Source organism: Rhizobium sp. BR 315, assembly GCF_050577975.1.
Taxonomy (GTDB): Bacteria; Pseudomonadota; Alphaproteobacteria; order Rhizobiales; family Rhizobiaceae; genus Rhizobium; species Rhizobium miluonense.
The window spans coordinates 1-18,594 of the sequence record NZ_JARWKZ010000046.1; the positions used below are offsets into that span (position 1 = coordinate 1).

An 18,594-nucleotide genomic window follows, 5' to 3' on the forward strand; every position below is an offset into this window, starting at 1 on the left:
ATATGCAGGCGCTTGATTTCCGTGCGCATCTGAACGCGCAGTTTTGCATCGAGGTTGGAGAGCGGCTCGTCGAACAGAAAGACCTTGGGATTGCGTACGATGGCACGGCCCATAGCGACGCGCTGGCGCTGCCCGCCCGAGAGTTGACCGGGCCGGCGCTCCAAGAGTTCCCAAATATGTAGCGTTTCGGCCGCGCGCTGGATGCGGGCGCCAATTTCAACTTTGGCAAGCTTCTGCTGTTCGAGGCAAAACGAGATATTCTCTCTGACCGTCATATGCGGATAGAGCGCATAGTTCTGGAACACCATGGCGATATCGCGTTTGCCGGGACCAAGCCGGTTGACAACCTGATCGCCGATGACGATCTCGCCGGCGGTAATATGCTCCAAACCCGCGATCATGCGCAGGGTCGTCGACTTGCCGCAGCCGGACGGACCGACGAAGACAACGAATTCGTTGTCTTCGATTTCCAGATTGATGCCACGCACGGCTTCATAGATACCGTATGATTTGACGAGGTTTTTCAACTCCAATCGTGCCATGATCTGCTCCTATGCTTCCTGCAACCAGATCGCCATCGCCCCGACCTCGCGATTGGCCCAAAGATGGTAGGGGATCGCCCGGAAGGCTCTCGCCTTCAGTGCCGGCGGCGAGGTCCGATAAAGAGCATTCGCCCAATCTGCTGTGTCGGCCTCAAGCGCCGTTCCCTCCAGGACGGCCGCGCCACCGAGCAGCGTCGCATCGTAACGGACAGCAAGTTCTGCGGACGCCGGCAGACGAAGGCGCTGCGGCTCCCGACCAATATCAGTCTCTTCAACACAATAGACGACCGGCCCGCGCTGCAGGGCGACGCGACCGCCGTCCTCCGAGACCGCGGGATGGGCATAGAGACGCTCAACCGGCATCGATAAGGCTATGCGCACTTCATCGCCATTGCTCCATTCCCGATCGAGTGCTGCATAGCCTTTCACAGTGCAAGCGCCCAACGCAATCGCCTCGCCGTTGACTGACACCGAAGCCTCGCGGCACCACGCCGGAATGCGCAACCGCGTGATGAAACGGCTCGGCTGATCGATCGAGACCTGGAGCCTGATGTCGCCATCCCAAGGATAGTTTGTATCTTGGCGCAGTCGCAGCAAGCGATCACCGAGCGAAAGCTCTGCCACGTTCGCACCATAGAGATGCACGGCGAGCTCACCCGGCTTCGTCGAATAGAAATATTGCCCGAGCGAGGTGACGAAGCGGGCAATATTCGTTGGGCAGCACGGGCAATAATGCCACTTCCAGCGACGATGCTGGCCATGGCTTTCCAGCACGTTTTCATAAAAATAATGCTCTCCGTCACGCGCAATGCCAGAGAGTGCGCCGTTGAAGAGAACCGTTTCGAGCTTATCGGTGAACTTGCCGTCAAGATCGGTTTGAGCCATGCGATGGCTCCAGAATCCGAGAGCGACCGCGGCACAGGTCTCAGCATAGGCCGTTTCATTCGGCAGATCGAATTCCCGGGTGAACCCTTCATTGGAAGCAGACGGGCCAAGACCGCCGGTCACATAGAGCTGCCTGCTGGTGAGATTATCGAAGAGCTTATCGCAGGCAGCCTTCAGGCCCGGATCGTTGTTTTCATATGCGAGATCCGCCATCGCGGAAAAAAGATACATGGCGCGGACGGCATGGCCGACGACCTGCTCCTGTTCGCGCACCGGCATATGCGCCTGGCTGTACGCATAGGTCTGGTAAACGTAGTCTTCGGGGCGCTCGCCGCGCTTGATCGCCTCCTCGTCGTAATAGGAGGGCATCTGTCCTCTTTCATCAACGAAATAGGTGGCAAGCGCCAGATGCCGAGGATCCTTCGTCATGCGATAGAGCTTGACGAGCGCCAGCTCGATCTCTTCATGCGCATCATAGCCGCGCAATTTGCCGGGCTCGCGTCCAAACGTATCGATGATATGGTCCACCGCGCGGATCATCACATCGAGGAAGCGACGCTTGCCTGTTGCTTGGAAATAGGCAACGGCTCCTTCCAGGAGATGCCCCATCGAATACATTTCATGCAGGTCGCGAAGGTTCGTCCAGCGTTTGTCCGGCTCGCGACGAATAAACCAGCTGTTCAGATAGCCGTCTGCCATCTGGCCGTGTTCGAGCTTTTCGACGATGGCATCGATCTTAGCTTCGATGTCGGAATTCGGATGGGCCTTGAGGGTGTAGCTTGCAGCTTCGATCCATTTTCCAAAATCGGAATCGAAGAAGTGCTGCATCGAAAGCCCACTTGGCTGAATTGGCCGGGCAAGCGGTCCAGCCGGCTTATCGAAGTCGAGAACCTCCAGGAAGCCTTCCTCTGCGAGCCGCTTGTGCTGGGTCGGGATGGTGACGTCGCGCACGGTTTGCGTCCAGCTTTTCCAGAAGCCGCCGTCGAAACTGACGAGGGAATGATCGACTGGCACATAGCGCTGCATGTCCGGCGCCTGATTGGACTGACTGAGGATGGACGAAGACATGGAAACTCCTTGAGCGGCGAAGCCGCAGTCATTTCACGGCGCCGGCTGTCAGGCCGCGCACGTAGTAGCGTTGCAAAAGAAGAAAAAGAACGATGCAGGGAACCATCGTCACGGCGATGCCGGCCTGTAGGGCACCCCAATCGATGATGCCGTAAATGCCGGAGGAAACGTTGACCAGCATGATCGGCAAGGTGAACTTGTTCTGATCGGAGAGAAAGATCAGTGCAGCCAGGAATTCGTTCCAGGAGTTCAGGAAAGCAAACATGGCAACGGTTGCCACGCCGGGAAGGGCAATCGGCAGCATGATCCGCCGCAGAATGGTCGCCTGCGATGCGCCGTCTATGCGCGCCGCCTCGATGAGCGCCTTGGGCACCGCGTCGAAGGCATTGCGCATCATGAAGACTGAAAATGGAAGCTGGAACGTCACATAGATCAGCACCAGGCCAAAGAGATTGTTCTGCAGTCGAACCGCCTTTAAGATCAGAAAGAGCGGTGTCAGGATCGACTGGAACGGGATCATCATCGTCGCCATGATCAGCACGAAGAGCAGTCCCTGCCCTGGGAAACGGAATTTCGAGAAGCCATATCCCGCGGGAACCGACACCAGAACCGTCAGCAACACCGTGCCTACTGCGATCATCACGGAATTGCCGGCATAGACATACCATCCGGCGCCGACGTGCTCGAGGCGGCGATAGTTCTCCAGCGAAAAGGCTTTCGAGAACAGCGCAGCCGGATTGGCAAGCGCTTCCGCCGCGGGTTTGAACGAATTAGCGAAGGACCAGACGATCGGCATTGCGAAGAATAGTGCGAAGACAACTGCCAGCAGAATAAAAGCGGCATAGCCCAGTTGCTCGCCCGCCGGCTTCGGCTGCGGTTTGAAATACAGACGATCCATCAGCCTTCCTCCGGGCGCTGTCGCAGAAAGACGAATTGAACCGTGCTGATTGCGACGAGTACGATCAGCAGCGCTAGAGAGATCGCCGAACCATAGCCGAGACGATAAGACGAAAAGGATGCCAGGTAGATCGAAAATACCGCGGAGATCGTGCTGTTGGACGGCCCGCCCTGCGTGATGATGAAAAACTGGTCGAAGGCAAGCATCGACGAGGTGACATTGAGCACCAGAGCCAGCACCACCGAATTGCGCATCAATGGCAAGGTGATGCGGCGGAAACGGCTCCAGACACTGGCACCATCGATTTTTGCCGCTTCGATCACATCGGTCGAGATGCTCTGCAAACCGGTGAGCAGAATAATCATCGTAAAGCCGGACGTCTTCCAAACCACCATCAGAATAATGACGGCAAGTGCCGGCCAGAAACTTTCAAGCGGTCGCGGCGCACTATCGATCAGGCCGACAGCGCGCAAGACCTGAGCAAAAACGCCGTTATCCGGATTAAGCAACCACATCCACAATGTCGAGGCAGCGCCGAAGCCGATAACGACAGGCATGAAGTAGATTGTTCGAAAGAAGCCGGCAATGCGAAGTGGCCGATCAACCAGCAGAGCCAATGGAAAGGCAACAAGGAAAATCGCCACAGTTACCAAAACCGTATAAAGCAAGGTGAAGCCAAGGGAATGCCACAGCTGCGCATCGCCAAGAAGCTCGGCGTAATTAGCAAGCCCGATGAATTTCGCCCGGCCGAGAAGTGGCCAGTTATAGAAGCTCATCCATACCGTCATGATGAGCGGTACAAGGAAGAGTAAAACTATGAACAGGAAACCCGGCAAGATGAAAGCAAGACCGAGCCAGCCTTTCGGCTCGGGCTCGCTATGCGCGACTGCCGTCTTCCTACCGCGACGCAGCGATGAGCTCACGACACCGCTCCTTTTGTTGATCGGTCAGCAGGGAGTGGGGGCGAAGCGCCATGGGACGCTTCGCCAATGGTCAGCCAAGGGACTTAGTTCGGGTTGGTCCGCTGGAGGATGCGGGTAAAGTCCGCCTGGGTTTTGGCGATCGTGCCATCGACATCCTCGCCGAAAATGGTTCCCTGGATCAAGTTCAGGAACGGGCCGGTGCGGCTGACGAAAAGTTCATCCGAGGAGAATGTGTAGGGCGTGCGCGCCTTGGACAGCACATCGTAGGCAACAAGGTTGCGCTTGTCGAACTTGGCGTAAGCCTCGTTAGCGAGATCGGTACGCGAGGGCATTCCCGATTCCTGAGTGATGTAGACCTGCTGCTCGGGCTGCATGTAGAAATTGACGAAGTCGAGCGCGACTTTTTTCTTATCCTCGGCGATGCCCTTCATGAGAGCCAGCGTGTCTCCGCCAGCAAAGCTCGACGCACCACCTTTCGGTCCGGGAATGGGTGCAACGTTGAACTTGACGTCCGGGTACTTGCTGGTCAACAGATTGACGATATAGGAGCCGGTCATGAGGATGCCGACCTTGCCGGAGGCGAAGGCTTCAACGGCATTGTTGCCATTGCCGGACCTGGAGGTCGGGTGGATCGCGCCGGCTTTCGCCATGTCGTGATAGGCGGCAATCGTCTCGCGCAAGGCCGGTGTGTCCACCGTTGCCGTGCGGCCGTCGTCACTCAGGACATCAGCACTGGCCGCCCAAAGATGCGGGAGAAAATCGTAGATCAGCCAGCTGCCCGAGTTTGCGACGAAATAAAAGCCGTAGGTATCGTTACCGAGCGCGGTAATCTTCTTTGCATCCGCTGCGATCTCTTCGAGCGAAGCAGGCGCCTTGTTTGCATCAAGGCCGGCCTTGGAGAACAGATCAGTGTTGTAAGCGATGATCGAGGCGTCCGGCAGGGCCGGCACGCCATAGATTTTGCCGCCATAGGTCGCAAGACGGACATGCGAAGGGCTAAGGGCAGATGCATAGGGCAGCCCCTTGACGAATTCGGTGATGTCTTCGAGACCGTCTGCGGCCGCAAAGGTCGGAAGGTAGATCAGGTCGAGCACGGCACCATCCGGCGCTGCGCCACCTGCAATCGCAGCGCCAAGCTTCGGCACCATCTGCTCGGCGGTGATTTGCGTCACGTTGACCTTGTCGGAATGGGTCGCATTGTATTTGTCAGCCAGCCCCTGCAGCACCGCGCCCGAAGACGTGCGGACCCACAGGGTGATATCGGTCGCATTGGCAAATGTCGCACTTGCCATCAGCGCGATTGCAGAAATCGTCAACTTTAACTTGAGCATAAAAGTTCCCCTTCTCCTTATCGCCAGCAGCCTCCAGATGGCGTGATCGAAACGTTAGTCGACATTTTTTTCGATGTCGACAGTCTGTATGCATGCTTTCGGAAGGAATCTGATAAAACCTTTTAACAACACGATTATTTTTGCTAAAAGGTTTTAGCTTTAGATTTGTTTAGAAGTGATTTGGGTCGAGAGAAACATGCGTCGGCAGACTATTCGGGATCTAGCAAAAGCCGCGGGCGTCAGCATTTCGACGGCGTCGAACGCGTTGAACGGGACCGGGCGCACAAATGCGGAAACGATAGAACGCGTTAAACGTGTAGCGGAGGAAATCGGTTTCAGGCCGAATGCGTTAGCTCGCGGCCTATTGACCAAACGCAGCCATGCGATCGGCATGCTGACGAACGACACCTATGGCAGGTTGACGCTACCGATGGCCGCCGGCGTTTCGGAGGTGCTTGTCGATCACGGCTTGTCGGTCTTTCTGTGTGCCACCAACAACGACCCGCGCCTTGCCCGTTTGCATCTAGAAACGCTGCTGGACCGGCAAGTGGACGGCATCATCTTTACGGCGACGCGCCTTGATCTGAAGCCGCCACCAGAACTTGCAAAGCTCTCGATACCTGTTGTCTACGCCTTCGCCGAGGGGCCAGCTGACAGCATCAGCTTCTTTCCCGACGATGCTCAGGGCGCTCGCCTTGCCGTCGAACATCTGCAGGCTTTGGGCCGTTCGCGGATCCTGCACATAACCGGGCCGGAGGATTATCTTGCCGTGCGCGTCCGCGCAAAAGCCTATCGTGAGTGCATCGGCCCCAAAGCTGAAGTCTTTTATGGCGACTGGTCGGAAGAATGGGGCCACGAGGCCATTGAACAGATACTCGCGCGCGGCGACAATAGACCCGATGCCATATTTTGCGGGAACGATGAAATCGCCCGCGGCGTGATCGACGCATTGCGTGATAAGGATCTTGCCGTCCCCGGAGATATCGCAGTCGTCGGCTTCGACAACTGGGAGGTCATCTCAAGGCAAACCAGACCGCCTCTGACAACGATAGATATGGAATTGAAGGAGATCGGCCACCGAGCGGGTCTTGCCATCCTCAACCTGACGAGAGGCGAAGCCGTCCCGACGGGAATCACCCGGCTGCCATGCCGGCTAGTCGTACGCCAGTCATGTGGCGGCCAGTCTGGCTAAACCTGTCATCGATCAAACCATCAGCAGACCGCCAGCGCAATTCGGCTGGAGATTGGGTGCTGCCCGACCTGAGAGATAGGTGACGTTTCGTACCGGAGACATCGGTAACACTTTCCGCTTTGCGGGAGGTGTTGATGCCGTGGAGAGAGACTTCGGTGATGGAGGAACGTCTTCGTTTTGTCGCCCGGCTTCTGGAGGGCGAAGGCATGAGCGATGTGTGCCGCGAGTTCGGCATCTCGCGCAAGACTGGCTACAAGATCTTCAACCGCTATAAGGATGAGGGCCTGGAGGCACTGAACCGCCCCAGTGTTGAGTGTCGCGAGGTTTCGACCCCAATTGTGATTTTATGCCGACCCGTCTGGAAGAATTTAATGTCTTGAAAAGGTTGAGGGTTCGAATTTCTGGTCGGGTCAACGCGAAGCGAAAAGCTTGGTCAAATCACCGCGCAAATCAACAGACAGGGGGCATGCTCGTGCTTCAGATCGCCGGAAAAACTAGCGGAAGCGCGTATTATACTTGATTATCATAGTCAACTAATCTGCAATGTAACTCCTCGGTTTTTGAGAATAATATTCTCCTTGAGAATTGCCGACTGCGCTTCCTGTACCGCGACACACCAGCATGGAATGGCAGATTGAGACATGTTGTTAACCTCAACTCGTTGCCGCAGCGCATCGTCAACCCCTGTTGACATCTCGTCAATTTCGCGTTACATTGTGTAACATGAAATTGAGGGTAGCACCATGTCTCCGCGAGGCTATCGCCAGTCGGCGCGCGCCAACGCAGTTCACGATACCGAGCAGCAGATCGTCGACGCTTTGACCGCACTCCTCGGAGAGCGCTGGTTCGACGAGATCACTCTCGACGATATCGCCGCCACGGCCGGCACCACCCGCCAAACCGTGATACGGCGTTTCGGCAGCAAGACCGGCGTCCTCAGCGCCATGGCAACCCGGATGGATGCCTCGATCCGGGCCCAGCGTTGGAGCGCGCCCGCACAAAGCGTGGCCGACATCGTCACGCTCCTGATGGACGATTATGAACGCACCGGCGACATCCTCGTGCGGACGCTCGGTCAAGAGGCGCGCATTCCCGAGTTCGCCGCCGTCCTCGATCGCGGACGTAAAGGCCATCGCGAGTGGATCGAGGACATGTTCAGGGCCTGGCTCGACAAGCTCGACGGCCAAGCCCGCAGGGATCGGCTCGCGCAGTTGCTGGCCCAGACCGATGTTTGGATCTGGCATCTGCTGCGCCGGGCGCAAGGACATTCGGCGGCGGAGACACACCGGCTCATGACGCAGGCGATCGAGCGCCTGCTGCGTGAGGATAGGACGCACTGATCCGGTCTCCATTCGGAGGGGACTACGGCAATGGTAAAGACGACAGCTGCGGGGCCGCATCTGCGCATCCTGGCGGTTGGCTGGGAAGGCGGCGGCAACGTGCCGCCGACGCTCGCGGCAGTGCGCGCCCTCGCCGACCGGGGTCACGACGTACGCCTTATCGCCGACGACACGATGAGAGCGGAGGCGATCGAGGCGGGGGCTCGCTTCCTGCCATGGAAGCGCGCGCCGAACCGTCCGGATCGCTCACCCGAAAGCTGCTTCGTGCGTGATTGGGAAACCGCCGATCACCTGGCCGGCTTCCAAAGAGGGTGCGAACGGATCTTCGTCGGACCAGCGCAATCCTATGCCGAGGATATTCTCGAAGCGCTGGCAACGGAGCCGTCCGATCTCCTTCTCGGCTCGGATCTGCTGTTCGGCAGCATGCTCGCGGGCGAAGTTGCGAAGGTTCCAACGGCACTGCTCGCAACCAACATCTCGCTCTGGCCTCTCCCCGGGCATCCGCCGTTCGGTCCGGGCTTTCAGCCTGCCCGGTCGGCGGCGGACAGAGCGCACGACGCCGAGGTTTCGGCAATGGCCGAGCAATTATGGGATGGCTTCCTGCCTAGCCTTAACGCCGCCCGCGCACATTTCGGAGTCGCGCCGCTGGCCCATGTTCACGAACAGCCCTTGAGCGTCGGCCGCCATCTTCTTGCTACCAGCAGCAGCTTCGATTTTCCCACCGAGCACCTGCCGGACCATGTGCGCTATGTGGGGCCGCTTCTTGAGGCGCCGAGTTGGGCCCGCGAACGCTGGGCGGGCCAGCCTGCGCGCGAAATGCAGCCGCTCGTGCTCGTGTCGTTCAGCACCACCAATCAGGGGCAGGCCGATGTGCTCCAGCGGGTGATACCCGGTTTGGCTGACGAGCCGGTCGAGGTGGTCGTCACCCTCGGTAAAGCACTTGAGGGACTTCGCCTTCAATCGCCGGCGAATATCACAATTCTTGCCAATGCAGCGCATGATGACCTTCTGACCAAAGCCCGCGCTATCGTCACCCACGGCGGGCACGGCACGGTCATGCGATCGCTGTGCCATGGCGTCCCCCTTGTCATTCTCCCGATGGGGCGCGATCAGAACGACAATGCCGCGCGTGTCGACTATCACGGCGCGGGCCTGCGCCTCGATCCTTCAGTACCCCCGCAAATGGTCGGAGAGGCCGTGCGACGCGTTCTTTCCGAACCGAGTTTCGCGGAGCGAGCATTGGCAATAGGGCGTGCTATCGCCGAGGAAGGCCCGGGGCCTGTACGCCTCGTGGCAGAAATCGAGGACTTCGTACTGAGATCTTCCCAATGAGCCCTGTCCACCGTGTGATTGGCGCCACCGATAGCTGCAGGAATACCGACTGGCACGAGGCAAGCATCCAGACCACTATTCGGAAGGAACCGGATGATGATGAACGTCTCTTCAAGCGAAAATAGGATGACCCTGACGTCCGGCCAACTGGACGCTTATCTCGCAAGGATCGGGGTCGGCCGGCCGGGTTCTCTCGACGTCGACAGCCTGGCGAAACTTCACCGCGCCCATCTCATGGCCTTCACCTGGGAGGCGCTGGATGCTTTCATGGGATGGCCATCCTCGATCGCCCCGGCCGCCGCCTTTGCCAAGATGGTAGAAGGTAAGCGCGGCGGCTGGTGCTACGAGATGAACGGACTGTTTGGCGCGGCGCTCACAGCGCTCGGTTTCCGCGTGACCCGCTTATGCGGCGGCGTCAATCGCGAAATGATAGGCGACGTCGCCATCGGCAATCATCTAACTCTGCGTGTCGATCTCGACCGGCCGTACCTTGCCGAGGTTGGCCTAGCCGATGCCATCGTCGAACCGGTACCGCTTGCCGTCGGACCGATCAGCCAGCGTGGCTTCGATTTTTCGATCTTGCAGACGGACGACGGTTGGCTGCGCTTCAATAACCATGTGAATGGCCTCGCGCGCAGCTTTGATTTCCGGCCAGATCACAGCGACGAGGCTGCCATAGCCGCCACACTTGGCTGGCTGACACAGGATCCCGGTTCGCCATTCACAAACGCTCTGGCGATCCTGCGACATACAGCGGATGGCTATGTTGCCCTGAAGAACGATAGCCTGCGCAGCGTGACGGCAAACAGCGTCAGCGAACAGCGCATCACGAGCGCGGACCACCTCGCGGACACGTTCAATACGATTTTCAATCTCGACGTTCCGAAGTCTGGCCACATCTGGGAAAAAATCCAGACGGTCAGCCGCGACAATGCCATCTGAACAGGCACCCCTTACCAACGTACCGGAGCCGGTCGGCTGCTCGGTGGCCTGACTGCCGCAAAATCGTAGCGCTGCGCTCCGAAATCTGCGCAACCTTGTACGCCGACGGCCGACCATGGTGTCTCTCTTCGTCTCGACGACGCGAGAGAATCGTAGGCAGGGCGAGAAGACATTCGCTTTAGTCTGTCGCAGAATCCTGACTTTTATCGGGAATTCTGAGACAGCTACACGAACTCGGCGCTTGTCCGGAATTTCAGGACGTTCATCGTGAACAGGAGCATTGCTCCCAGGGTGAGGATCGAACCGACTTTAGCCAAGACCTCACCTTGCCCCGTCAGAACCAACACGATCCCGGGAACCATAGTGAGGATGCCGAGCATCGCGAGCGCGAAATGCGCTTTAGCCAGCCAATGAGCCCCTGCCTTGGGGACCAAATGGTAGTAGAGACCGGCCAGCGCCGAGACGACTCCACCGATCAGATTGAGATGAGCGTGGGCTGGCATCAAGGAATGGTCGTCACTGGCCGCCATGACAATACCCCACACCATACCGGCCAGAAAATAGAGAGTGGCTGTGAAGAAAAACCAGAAAGCGATTCCGCGCATGTAAAACCTCCTTCGTGACGGTCAGTGATGAATTGTGACGCCTAACGCCTGTGCCTGCACGATGAGCCGGGGGATGTCCGGTGGGTTGTCGGAGAATGAGGGAAAGTCACGCGCACCTTGGGGCATGGGTTCACCCAAGCCAGTAAAGAACGCCGCATGGATTTTGCTGGGCGCATTGAAGACGCACATCCCCCCGAGCTGTCTCCGATGTTCGTCAGGGCATGAGCGGCGCCGTTCGGCATGGACACCACATCGCCCGCGCGCATGATGCGTTCCTCGCCTTCGATGACGAAGATATAGGTGCATCTCCTGGGTGCAGAAGACGTCGTTGTCGCCCGGATGGCTGTTGGGCGGCACGCCGGCGCCCGGCGCGGTCTTCACGTCCACGAGACAAAAGCCCCCTCTCCGCGTGCATGAAACCGGATGAGATTGCCAAATTGATGATAGGTGTCGGTTTCGCCCATATTCGTCCCCTTGCGACGAAAGCCTTGCTATAAGACATTTATCTCATTGAAAAATCATCTAATCAATCTCTATCTAAATTAATGATCGGCCACGAACGCCTGGGACAGAAGCTGCGCACTCGCCGCGACCTGCTGGCGGCCGTGCACGCCCTGATCGACAGAGGAGCCGAGATCAACCTGGCGGCCGTGGCGGACGAGGCCCGCTTCTCACGCGCCACTGCCTATCGCTATTTTTCCGATCCTGCCGCCCCAGCTTTGGAAGCCATCTTGGACGGTGCGGGGGCCGTACCCGAAAACGTCATTCCGAAGGGGGCGTCCGCGCGTGAGCGTGTGCATGCTGTGCGCCGTTACTGGCTTTCCTTCTACCGTGCCTCGGAGAACCGCGTGCGTGTCCTCGCGGCCCGGGCCATGGTGCCGGGGCCAGATGGTGCCCCTCGCTTCCGGCGTATGGCGCGCCGTCTACCTATGTTCGTTGAAGCGTTGCCACTCGCGGCCGCCTCGGGCTTCGAAAGCTATGTCGCCGTGAAGTATGTTCTACGGATCGACGAGGAGCTGATTGAAAAGCTTTCCAAAACGATCCTGAACGGGATCCTGGAGAAGTACGGGACTGCGTGAAATGTATGGTCCGTCCCGTCATTGCAAGGATTTTCGGTTCAGGCCCACTCCCGCAAGTACGGCAAGGCGAAGGTTCTATCACCAGATCAACCCAGGCAACTGCCGGTCAGCACAATCGCGGTTGATTGGTCTGGTGAGCTCTGTCTTTGCACCTCGTCGATTACTCGCAGATATCTATGGACCACGATTTTTCTCGGCCAGAAATGCGTCGATTTGCAACCGTGACGGCATCGACGGCGCGGTGCCCGGCTTCTGCACCGACAGGGCGGCGACCGCTGCCCCGAAGCGGACGGCGTCGACCGGGGTACGCCCCTCGGCTATCGCAACCGCGAATCCGCCATTGAACGCATCGCCCGCGCCGGTCGTGTCGATGACATTGGCAACGCGGAACGCCGGCACGAAATGCGTCCCTGCAGCCCCGTGAAGTATCGCCCCCTTGGCTCCCAGGGTAATCAGGGCATTGCAGGCGCCGAGCTCGACGAGTCTGGCCGCGGCCCGCAGGGCGCCTTCATCCGTTGCGGTATCGACGCCGGTCAGCGTCGCAGCTTCAGTCTCGTTGGGGGTCACGTAGTCGCAATAGCTGTAGATGGCATCGTCCACCGGCAGTGCCGGAGCCGGATTGAGCACGGTCGTCACGCCGTATTTCCGAGCTAAACGTAGCCCTTCCATGGCCGTCGCGATTGGCTGTTCGAACTGGGTGACGAACACTTTCGCCCCGGCGATCAGAGCTTCGGCGGCGCTGATATCGGCCGGACTGAGCTTGGCGGCGGCGCCGCTTTCGATAATGATCGCGTTATCGCCCGTTTCAGTGGAAACGAAGATAAAGGCAGCACCGGTGGGTGCCTCGGTATCGGAGATAACGTAAGAGGTGTCGATACCATCTCCGGCCCAGGTTCGGCGTGCCATCTCGCCGAATGAATCCTGCCCGACGCGCGTAACCATCGCGGCTCTTGCACCGGCGCGCGCCGCAGCAATGACCTGGTTGGAGCCCTTCCCGCCCGGGCCCATCGCAAATCCGCGTCCAAGCAGTGTCTCCCCGACGACCGGTAGCCGTTCAGCCTTGAATGCCAAGTCTGCGACGAAAGTCCCAAGCACGACTATGTCGTTGCGATCCATCAGAATGCCTCCCACTGCGAACGCAAGAGTTAGCGCAGAAACCCGGCCGCTGCCAGACGCAAGCATTCCTTGAAAATCTAGCGATGGGGCGAACATCGACTTCGCGCCGGTGATCGCCAGAGCAGCCCCTTGGTGACCAATTTTCCAAGGATGGGTGGAAGATTAATAACGGGTTGAACGCATTCTGCGGCTGTATCCAGTAATCATAATCCAGATATCAAGCCGCAATCCGTGGCAATCCTGACGCCTCCGACGGGTAGGCGATTTTCGTTTTCATAGAATGGCATCGGGGCCAGTTCGAACGCCGGCCGCGAAAGCGATGCAATTCGGAAACCATTCCTCCCCGCCGATTTTGCCTCGTACAGAACATGATCCGCCTTCGCAAAAGTGGCTTTGGGTGATTGATCAGGTACGATTACAGTCGCCCCAACGGAAGCAGCGATCCGAAGATCTCTTGTTGGTGTCGCAATTGTCCAGTTCATGCCTTTTACGAGGCTCGCGGCAATCCTGGCGAGATCCTCCGCGGATGAACACGGATGGATGATGGCAAATTCATCTCCGCCGATACGGGCGATCATGTCGGCGGCAGGTACCGCACGCGTGAGCCTTTGGCCTGCAGCTTTGAGGCAATCGTCCCCTGCTTGATGCCCCAAGGTATCATTGACGGACTTGAAGCCATCCAGATCGGCCAGGAACAAGGCGCGGGTCCAGCAACCGGCGGTTCCACATATCTCATTGAAAAAGGATTCGAATCTGGTCCGCGAAGTAAGCCCGGTGAGGGCGTCGTACTCCGCCAGATGACGGAGCTGGTCCAGCTTCGCCTTCTCAGCCGTAATGTCTTGCTTTATGCCAAATATTCGTACCGCGGTTCCCTTCGCAAACTCTACGCAGGCCGTTATTCTTATCCAACGTCTGTTCCCCTTTGCGGTAACGATCTGGACATCCAGGCTGAAGCCTTCACCTGTACGAATTGCTCGATCGCGCACCTCGTCGAGTTGCCGTCGCGCTTCTGGCGTGTAGAATTTGACGATCTCATCGCGGACCAACCACGTCTGTGGCGCGAGATCGAAAATCTCGTAGACGGTATCCGTCCATTTCAGCGTCTGATCGGCCAGGTTGCATTCCCACACACCGATCCGAGCAGCTTTGAACGCACGGTCGAAATGCTCCCGCAAGTGTACGAAATTCTCAAAGTCGATCAAACTCGACTGCGGTATCCCACATGAGTTGGAAAGCATGAAACGCCCCCGCCAGCAAAATGAAGATAGCATCTCGTAAGATCGAGATATCCCCGCTGACCATTTCCGACAGAAGATAACAAATGCCGCCTATCTTCAAGTTATGAATATTAGAATCTAATTGAATTTAATTCAACAGTGAATTGTATTTAATTTCCTGAGTTCAAATTATTCTGCAATCAGGCAAGCTAACGCCGCATTGTCATGAGTAAGCCAATATCTCTGTTGTCGAGCACAACCAATAAAATCCTAGCCCTTGGCAACTATAGATGGCTCCGGCGCATTTTTGTTAAATTACGATAATTTCATCGTATCTCATTCAGTAAACACGTGGCGCTCACAAGTTTATCTCCGAAAGGCGCGCTTTCTTTTGTGAAATCGCGCCCTACCGGGCTGCTCGCCCCACTGCCATCATGCGGCCAAGACCCGGTGCGGCGGACCGCACGAGATCGTGGAACCGGGTCTCGTCAGACCAAGGCCGCAGCGCATTCGGCGAAGATCACCGCACAGGTCGAGATGCTAAGTTGGGCAAAGGCTGTCGCTATTGAGGTAGGTGCCGAGTGTTGAATTCCATACTAAATCCACTCCAATTACCGTTTCGCGATGACCCATGGTTGGTTCAAATTAACGAAGCATTTCATAGGTCTGCCTCCACCCGGCTGGGTCACCACCAGGCGGAGAAGGGTCAAATCAGGACGGAATTCAACAATCAGGCCTCATTGAGGGTGATCCGGTCGGCGTATATTGCGGCCCGCCTAACGTCGTTGGAAGGCCTCACGAGGCGGTGAATTTCACCGTCACGCCACGCTGCCGAAAGTAGGCCTGCATAAGTTTTCTGCCAGAACGATTGTTATGCGCAAGCCTAGCCGGGTCGAATACAGCTTCCGTCAAACCCGCCCGCGTCAAGGCTGCCTTGAGATTCGCGATATGCAAGTCGATGTCGGCATTGTCCGCTTGGAGCGATTCATAAATGCGGTTGGTTGCATCTGCCACGGTCGGTTCACTCACTATTACACTCCTGTTGTTGTTTCGGTGGCGCTTACCACATTTTTCGGCTTGACCTTATTGTGGTGAAGTATGTCCACGTCAATGAGTGACGATAGAGTGAAACGCTGCATCCGCTGTCGGAGATGTGGTACCACAAGCCGACCAGCGGGCCGGCCTCGCGCAGTTCACACGCTACGGTTGCTTCGCGCCGATATCGTTGAAAAACTCGATGGAGTAGCCGCTCATCCGGTGATTTCCGGCCTTTTGCTGCCGTTCGAGGTCGATTCGAGGAACGTGCGGTATGTGCTAGAATGTGGCCCGAAGGCGGAATGCGACAGACGCACTGCGAGGGGCGGTGTGATCGAACCGGAATTCGCGCGACCGAGAGCCGACGTTGTGCTCTTGAAAGGGGAGACGAGGACGATGCCGACACCACAGCAACCCAGTCTAATAGTTCGACAGAAATCTCCACAGAACATCGAGTTTCCGTTTGCGTCGCTCTCCGATTGGCTGATCCCAACCGAGCTGTTCTTCGTGCGAAACCATTTCCCGTCGCCGGACCTCGATGTGCGAGACTGGAGATTGCGCGTTGGCGGGGCGGTGGAGCGGCCGATCGAACTTGACCTCGACAGCATCAAGGCGATGCGGAGCACGACTTTCACCGCCGTCGTCGAGTGCGCAGGGAACGGGCGCGTCTACTATGTGCCGCCGAAGGAGGGGTTGCAGTGGCAGAACGGAGCCGTCGGCAATGCCGCGTGGACAGGTGTTCTTCTGCGCGAGATTTTGGAAATGGCGGGCGTTAAGCGAACCGCACGTGAGGTTCTGCTCGTAGGCGCCGACAGCGGCGTCGTCGACACGAACAAGAAAACGGCTTCTCCCGGCCCCATCGCTTTTGCGCGCAGTTTACCGCTTGAGAAGGCCATCGCTGACAGCACGATCCTTGCCTATTCGATGAACGAGGAGCCGTTGACGCGCGATCACGGCTACCCGCTACGCGCGGTCGTGGGTGGCTGGTTCGGCATGGCTTGGGTCAAGTGGATCACGCATATCACGGTTGTGGAGCAACCGTTCCTTGGCTACTGGCAGGCGCGCGACTATTTCCGTTGGGAGCGCAGCCTCGGGGAACCCAGGCTGGTCCCCCTTGCGGAGATGGAGGTCAAAGCGCAGATCGCGCGTCCCGTACATGGGGAGCATCTCATCGTCGGCCAACCGTACCGGATTTTCGGAGCCGCCTGGAGCGGAGAGGCTGCTATCCGGCAGGTACAGGTCTGTACCGGAGATGGCCGGGGCTGGCGCGAGGGAAGGCTCCTCGAAACAGAACATCCCTTTGCATGGCGCTTTTGGGAGTACATGTGGACCCCTGAAGAAGTGGGGCGACATATACTGCGATGTCGCGCGATCGATGGGGCGGGGTGCGTGCAGCCCGACCTCCAGCGTTCCGACTGCGAGAGCTACGCGGCCAATTGGATCGTTCCGGTGGAGGTTACAGTCGTTCCCGAGCCACAGACGTACGAGGAGGAATTCGTGATCTAATCACCTGTATGGGGCGGAATGGCGGCTTTTGGCGCAACTGCGACCCGCGTTGTCACTGCGTCATGTCCGCTTTGCAGCAACAGCGACGGGTGGCTCGATGACCATTATGGGCGCGCGAAGCCGCCTTTCCATGGTCCTATCGTCAAAGTCGGCTTGGGACCAAGAGCGAACCAAGGCCTAATGAGAATTCCGACCCTTGACCCTGAGCGTCACGCCCGAGGCAGGGCAGTCCTCTGCAAATCTATCGCTCACCAACTGAAACGAGGACCGAAAGAGCCATAGTAACCCGGCATCGATCCGCTCGGAGCTAACTCATTATCGCGTTGAACTCTCTCTTCCCACCGCCGACGGTTTGCCGCTTTGTCTTTAGCGGGATCTGTCGATTTGCTTGCGGTTACAGGACGAGATTGATCGCTAGGTCCGCCGACCGTCGAACAGGAAACAAAGAAAACAGCGGGAAAAATCAGCAGAATGCCTAAGGCAACAGCCCTCGTGAGCCCGGAGTAGATCGGCTGCACAGACATCTCTAATGCTCTCTTTGACCATCTGTAATAAAGAAGGATGTTATTCGATTTCGCATCGAGTGGAAACTAGAGGCTATTCGGATTTCCGTGTGAGGACAGTTGACCTGCCACTGAACTTTCATCCGGCGGCGATTAGAGCCTCGGTGGTCACAATAATGTCCTCGTTTGAGCACGACTTCGGCGGCACCGCTTGGCAATGGCCGCTCCCTCGTTCTTCCCGGTGCCGCAAAGCTGGTCTTGGAGCCAACCTGGGCTGTGGCCAGGGAAGCAGCAAGCGCCTTGCATTCCGGAGGACAGTCCGGAATTTCTTGAATGACGCTGAGACTCTCAGCCAGAATAAGCCCCATCGGAGCGATCCCAGGCACAGGGTTTGCAAGGTCCGAGAATCGCTGCCGCAAGACACCGTGTAAGCCATCGCTGTTAATTTTGCGAGGTTTTGACCCTAACGGTGATTTTACGTTGATCCGTCTGGATGAATTTAACGCCTTGAAAAGGTCGGGCTTCGAATTTCTGGTCGGGTCAACGCGACGCGAAAAGCTTGGTCAAATTACCACGCAAATCAACAACCTCAAATTTCAGCGCTAGATCCGCTTACTAACCTCGTCCAAGAAGAACGTGCCAAAACTATCTGCCAGGCGTTCACCCGGATTTGCGACGCTGGTGGCCGGAGTCCATTCAACGACAGGGTACTCGTCTTCCGAGCTCACGACAGAACCATCCAGACAGAAAATGGGACCGTAACCACTGCTCATGATCGTGATATGGGTCTTGGGGTAGCCGGCAAGTTTGCGATCCTCCAAAGTCCGCCAAATCATACTAGGGACCGAACTGCCCGGTATCTTGTTCGCAACGATCCCATAGAATTCGGCATCTTCAAAAGAACCAACGCCCAACGTCGTAAGAAACCTGCGATAGCTAGGAGGAATTCGAACGCCCAGCATCTGTTCTGCCGCGTCGACATTATCGTCCGGTGCCGGACCGAAAAAATCAGAACTCGACGGATTGGCTTGTACGGTCGCAAGTGCACTTTCAAAATCAGTTATCGCTGTCATTCCGCGC

General features: G+C 57.6%; 17 protein-coding genes and 1 pseudogene. 7 read left to right on the plus strand and 11 right to left on the minus strand.

What is annotated here, in order from left to right:
• The 5 genes from QD409_RS28245 to QD409_RS28265 all read right to left on the minus strand — a co-directional run.
• On the minus strand, positions 1-542 hold a 542-nt coding region (locus QD409_RS28245; RefSeq protein WP_430764240.1), incomplete at its 3' end, for an ABC transporter ATP-binding protein.
• A 9-nt stretch (positions 543-551) separates the two neighbouring features.
• Positions 552-2,495 (minus strand): glycoside hydrolase family 127 protein, encoded by a 1,944-nt coding sequence (locus QD409_RS28250; RefSeq protein ID WP_430764241.1) that lies wholly within the window; start codon positions 2,493-2,495, stop codon positions 552-554.
• Between the two features lie 28 nt (positions 2,496-2,523).
• Positions 2,524-3,393, minus strand: coding sequence for a carbohydrate ABC transporter permease (locus QD409_RS28255; RefSeq protein WP_430764242.1), 870 nt, complete (start codon positions 3,391-3,393; stop codon positions 2,524-2,526).
• Complete coding sequence (locus tag QD409_RS28260) at positions 3,393-4,316, minus strand: carbohydrate ABC transporter permease (RefSeq protein ID WP_430764243.1); 924 nt, start codon at positions 4,314-4,316, stop codon at positions 3,393-3,395. The genes QD409_RS28255 and QD409_RS28260 overlap by 1 nt, the downstream gene beginning before the upstream one ends.
• An 83-nt stretch (positions 4,317-4,399) precedes the next feature.
• Positions 4,400-5,647: an ABC transporter substrate-binding protein gene (locus QD409_RS28265; RefSeq protein WP_430764244.1), complete on the minus strand. Its 1,248-nt coding sequence runs from the start codon at positions 5,645-5,647 to the stop codon at positions 4,400-4,402.
• A gap of 196 nt (positions 5,648-5,843) precedes the next feature.
• Here QD409_RS28265 and QD409_RS28270 point away from each other — a divergent pair, with 196 nt between their 5' ends.
• The 5 genes and pseudogenes from QD409_RS28270 to QD409_RS28290 all read left to right on the plus strand — a co-directional run bounded on the left by QD409_RS28270 (position 5,844) and on the right by QD409_RS28290 (position 10,453).
• Positions 5,844-6,839 carry a LacI family DNA-binding transcriptional regulator gene (locus tag QD409_RS28270; RefSeq protein WP_430764245.1) on the plus strand — a complete coding sequence of 332 codons (996 nt, stop codon included), beginning with the start codon at positions 5,844-5,846 and terminating at the stop codon, positions 6,837-6,839.
• Positions 6,840-6,973: 134 nt separating this feature from the next.
• A pseudogene (locus QD409_RS28275) lies at positions 6,974-7,138 on the plus strand (helix-turn-helix domain-containing protein); the annotation flags it as partial.
• A 444-nt stretch (positions 7,139-7,582) separates the two neighbouring features.
• Positions 7,583-8,179 (plus strand): TetR/AcrR family transcriptional regulator, encoded by a 597-nt coding sequence (locus QD409_RS28280; protein ID WP_430764246.1) that lies wholly within the window; start codon positions 7,583-7,585, stop codon positions 8,177-8,179.
• Between the two features lie 30 nt (positions 8,180-8,209).
• Positions 8,210-9,511 (plus strand): nucleotide disphospho-sugar-binding domain-containing protein, encoded by a 1,302-nt coding sequence (locus QD409_RS28285; RefSeq protein ID WP_430764247.1) that lies wholly within the window; start codon positions 8,210-8,212, stop codon positions 9,509-9,511.
• 126 nt (positions 9,512-9,637) lie between these two features.
• Positions 9,638-10,453 (plus strand): arylamine N-acetyltransferase family protein, encoded by an 816-nt coding sequence (locus QD409_RS28290; protein WP_430764248.1) that lies wholly within the window; start codon positions 9,638-9,640, stop codon positions 10,451-10,453.
• Between the two features lie 224 nt (positions 10,454-10,677).
• Here the strand turns inward: QD409_RS28290 and QD409_RS28295 are convergent, their stop codons facing one another.
• Positions 10,678-11,058 carry a hypothetical protein gene (locus QD409_RS28295; protein ID WP_430764249.1) on the minus strand — a complete coding sequence of 127 codons (381 nt, stop codon included), beginning with the start codon at positions 11,056-11,058 and terminating at the stop codon, positions 10,678-10,680.
• A gap of 21 nt (positions 11,059-11,079) precedes the next feature.
• Positions 11,080-11,445, minus strand: coding sequence for a cupin domain-containing protein (locus tag QD409_RS28300; protein ID WP_430764250.1), 366 nt, complete (start codon positions 11,443-11,445; stop codon positions 11,080-11,082).
• Between the two features lie 158 nt (positions 11,446-11,603).
• On the opposite strand from QD409_RS28300, the gene QD409_RS28305 reads away from it, so the two are divergent.
• Positions 11,604-12,137, plus strand: coding sequence for a TetR/AcrR family transcriptional regulator (locus QD409_RS28305; RefSeq protein ID WP_430764251.1), 534 nt, complete (start codon positions 11,604-11,606; stop codon positions 12,135-12,137).
• Positions 12,138-12,311: 174 nt separating this feature from the next.
• Here the strand turns inward: QD409_RS28305 and rbsK are convergent, their stop codons facing one another.
• The 3 genes from rbsK to QD409_RS28320 form a co-directional block, all read right to left on the minus strand.
• Entirely contained in the window at positions 12,312-13,253 is a 942-nt protein-coding gene (gene rbsK, locus QD409_RS28310) for a ribokinase (RefSeq protein WP_430764252.1), read from the minus strand.
• Positions 13,254-13,456: 203 nt separating this feature from the next.
• On the minus strand, positions 13,457-14,455 hold the full coding sequence (locus QD409_RS28315) for a GGDEF domain-containing protein (protein WP_430764253.1): 999 nt from the start codon (positions 14,453-14,455) through the stop codon (positions 13,457-13,459).
• A gap of 810 nt (positions 14,456-15,265) precedes the next feature.
• Positions 15,266-15,502: a hypothetical protein gene (locus QD409_RS28320; protein ID WP_430764263.1), complete on the minus strand. Its 237-nt coding sequence runs from the start codon at positions 15,500-15,502 to the stop codon at positions 15,266-15,268.
• Between the two features lie 399 nt (positions 15,503-15,901).
• Here QD409_RS28320 and QD409_RS28325 point away from each other — a divergent pair, with 399 nt between their 5' ends.
• Positions 15,902-17,011, plus strand: a complete 1,110-nt coding sequence (locus tag QD409_RS28325; protein ID WP_430764254.1) for a sulfite oxidase — start codon at positions 15,902-15,904, stop codon at positions 17,009-17,011.
• Positions 17,012-18,116: 1,105 nt separating this feature from the next.
• On the opposite strand, the gene QD409_RS28330 is transcribed toward QD409_RS28325, so the two are convergent.
• Complete coding sequence (locus QD409_RS28330) at positions 18,117-18,587, minus strand: SMI1/KNR4 family protein (protein WP_092855309.1); 471 nt, start codon at positions 18,585-18,587, stop codon at positions 18,117-18,119.
• Positions 18,588-18,594: the final 7 nt, after the last annotated feature.

What these genes read in the sequence shown, in the direction of transcription:
- QD409_RS28250 (WP_430764241.1), bottom strand. Translation starts at nt 2,495, where the DNA reads ATGTCTTCGTCCATCCTCAGTCAGTCCAATCAGGCGCCGGACATGCAG.
- QD409_RS28255 (WP_430764242.1), bottom strand. Translation starts at nt 3,393, where the DNA reads ATGGATCGTCTGTATTTCAAACCGCAGCCGAAGCCGGCGGGCGAGCAA.
- QD409_RS28265 (WP_430764244.1), bottom strand. Translation starts at nt 5,647, where the DNA reads ATGCTCAAGTTAAAGTTGACGATTTCTGCAATCGCGCTGATGGCAAGT.
- QD409_RS28270 (WP_430764245.1), top strand. Translation starts at nt 5,844, where the DNA reads ATGCGTCGGCAGACTATTCGGGATCTAGCAAAAGCCGCGGGCGTCAGC.
- QD409_RS28280 (WP_430764246.1), top strand. Translation starts at nt 7,583, where the DNA reads ATGTCTCCGCGAGGCTATCGCCAGTCGGCGCGCGCCAACGCAGTTCAC.
- QD409_RS28285 (WP_430764247.1), top strand. Translation starts at nt 8,210, where the DNA reads ATGGTAAAGACGACAGCTGCGGGGCCGCATCTGCGCATCCTGGCGGTT.
- QD409_RS28290 (WP_430764248.1), top strand. Translation starts at nt 9,638, where the DNA reads ATGACCCTGACGTCCGGCCAACTGGACGCTTATCTCGCAAGGATCGGG.
- QD409_RS28295 (WP_430764249.1), bottom strand. Translation starts at nt 11,058, where the DNA reads ATGCGCGGAATCGCTTTCTGGTTTTTCTTCACAGCCACTCTCTATTTT.
- QD409_RS28305 (WP_430764251.1), top strand. Translation starts at nt 11,604, where the DNA reads ATGATCGGCCACGAACGCCTGGGACAGAAGCTGCGCACTCGCCGCGAC.
- rbsK (WP_430764252.1), bottom strand. Translation starts at nt 13,253, where the DNA reads ATGGATCGCAACGACATAGTCGTGCTTGGGACTTTCGTCGCAGACTTG.
- QD409_RS28325 (WP_430764254.1), top strand. Translation starts at nt 15,902, where the DNA reads ATGCCGACACCACAGCAACCCAGTCTAATAGTTCGACAGAAATCTCCA.
- QD409_RS28330 (WP_092855309.1), bottom strand. Translation starts at nt 18,587, where the DNA reads ATGACAGCGATAACTGATTTTGAAAGTGCACTTGCGACCGTACAAGCC.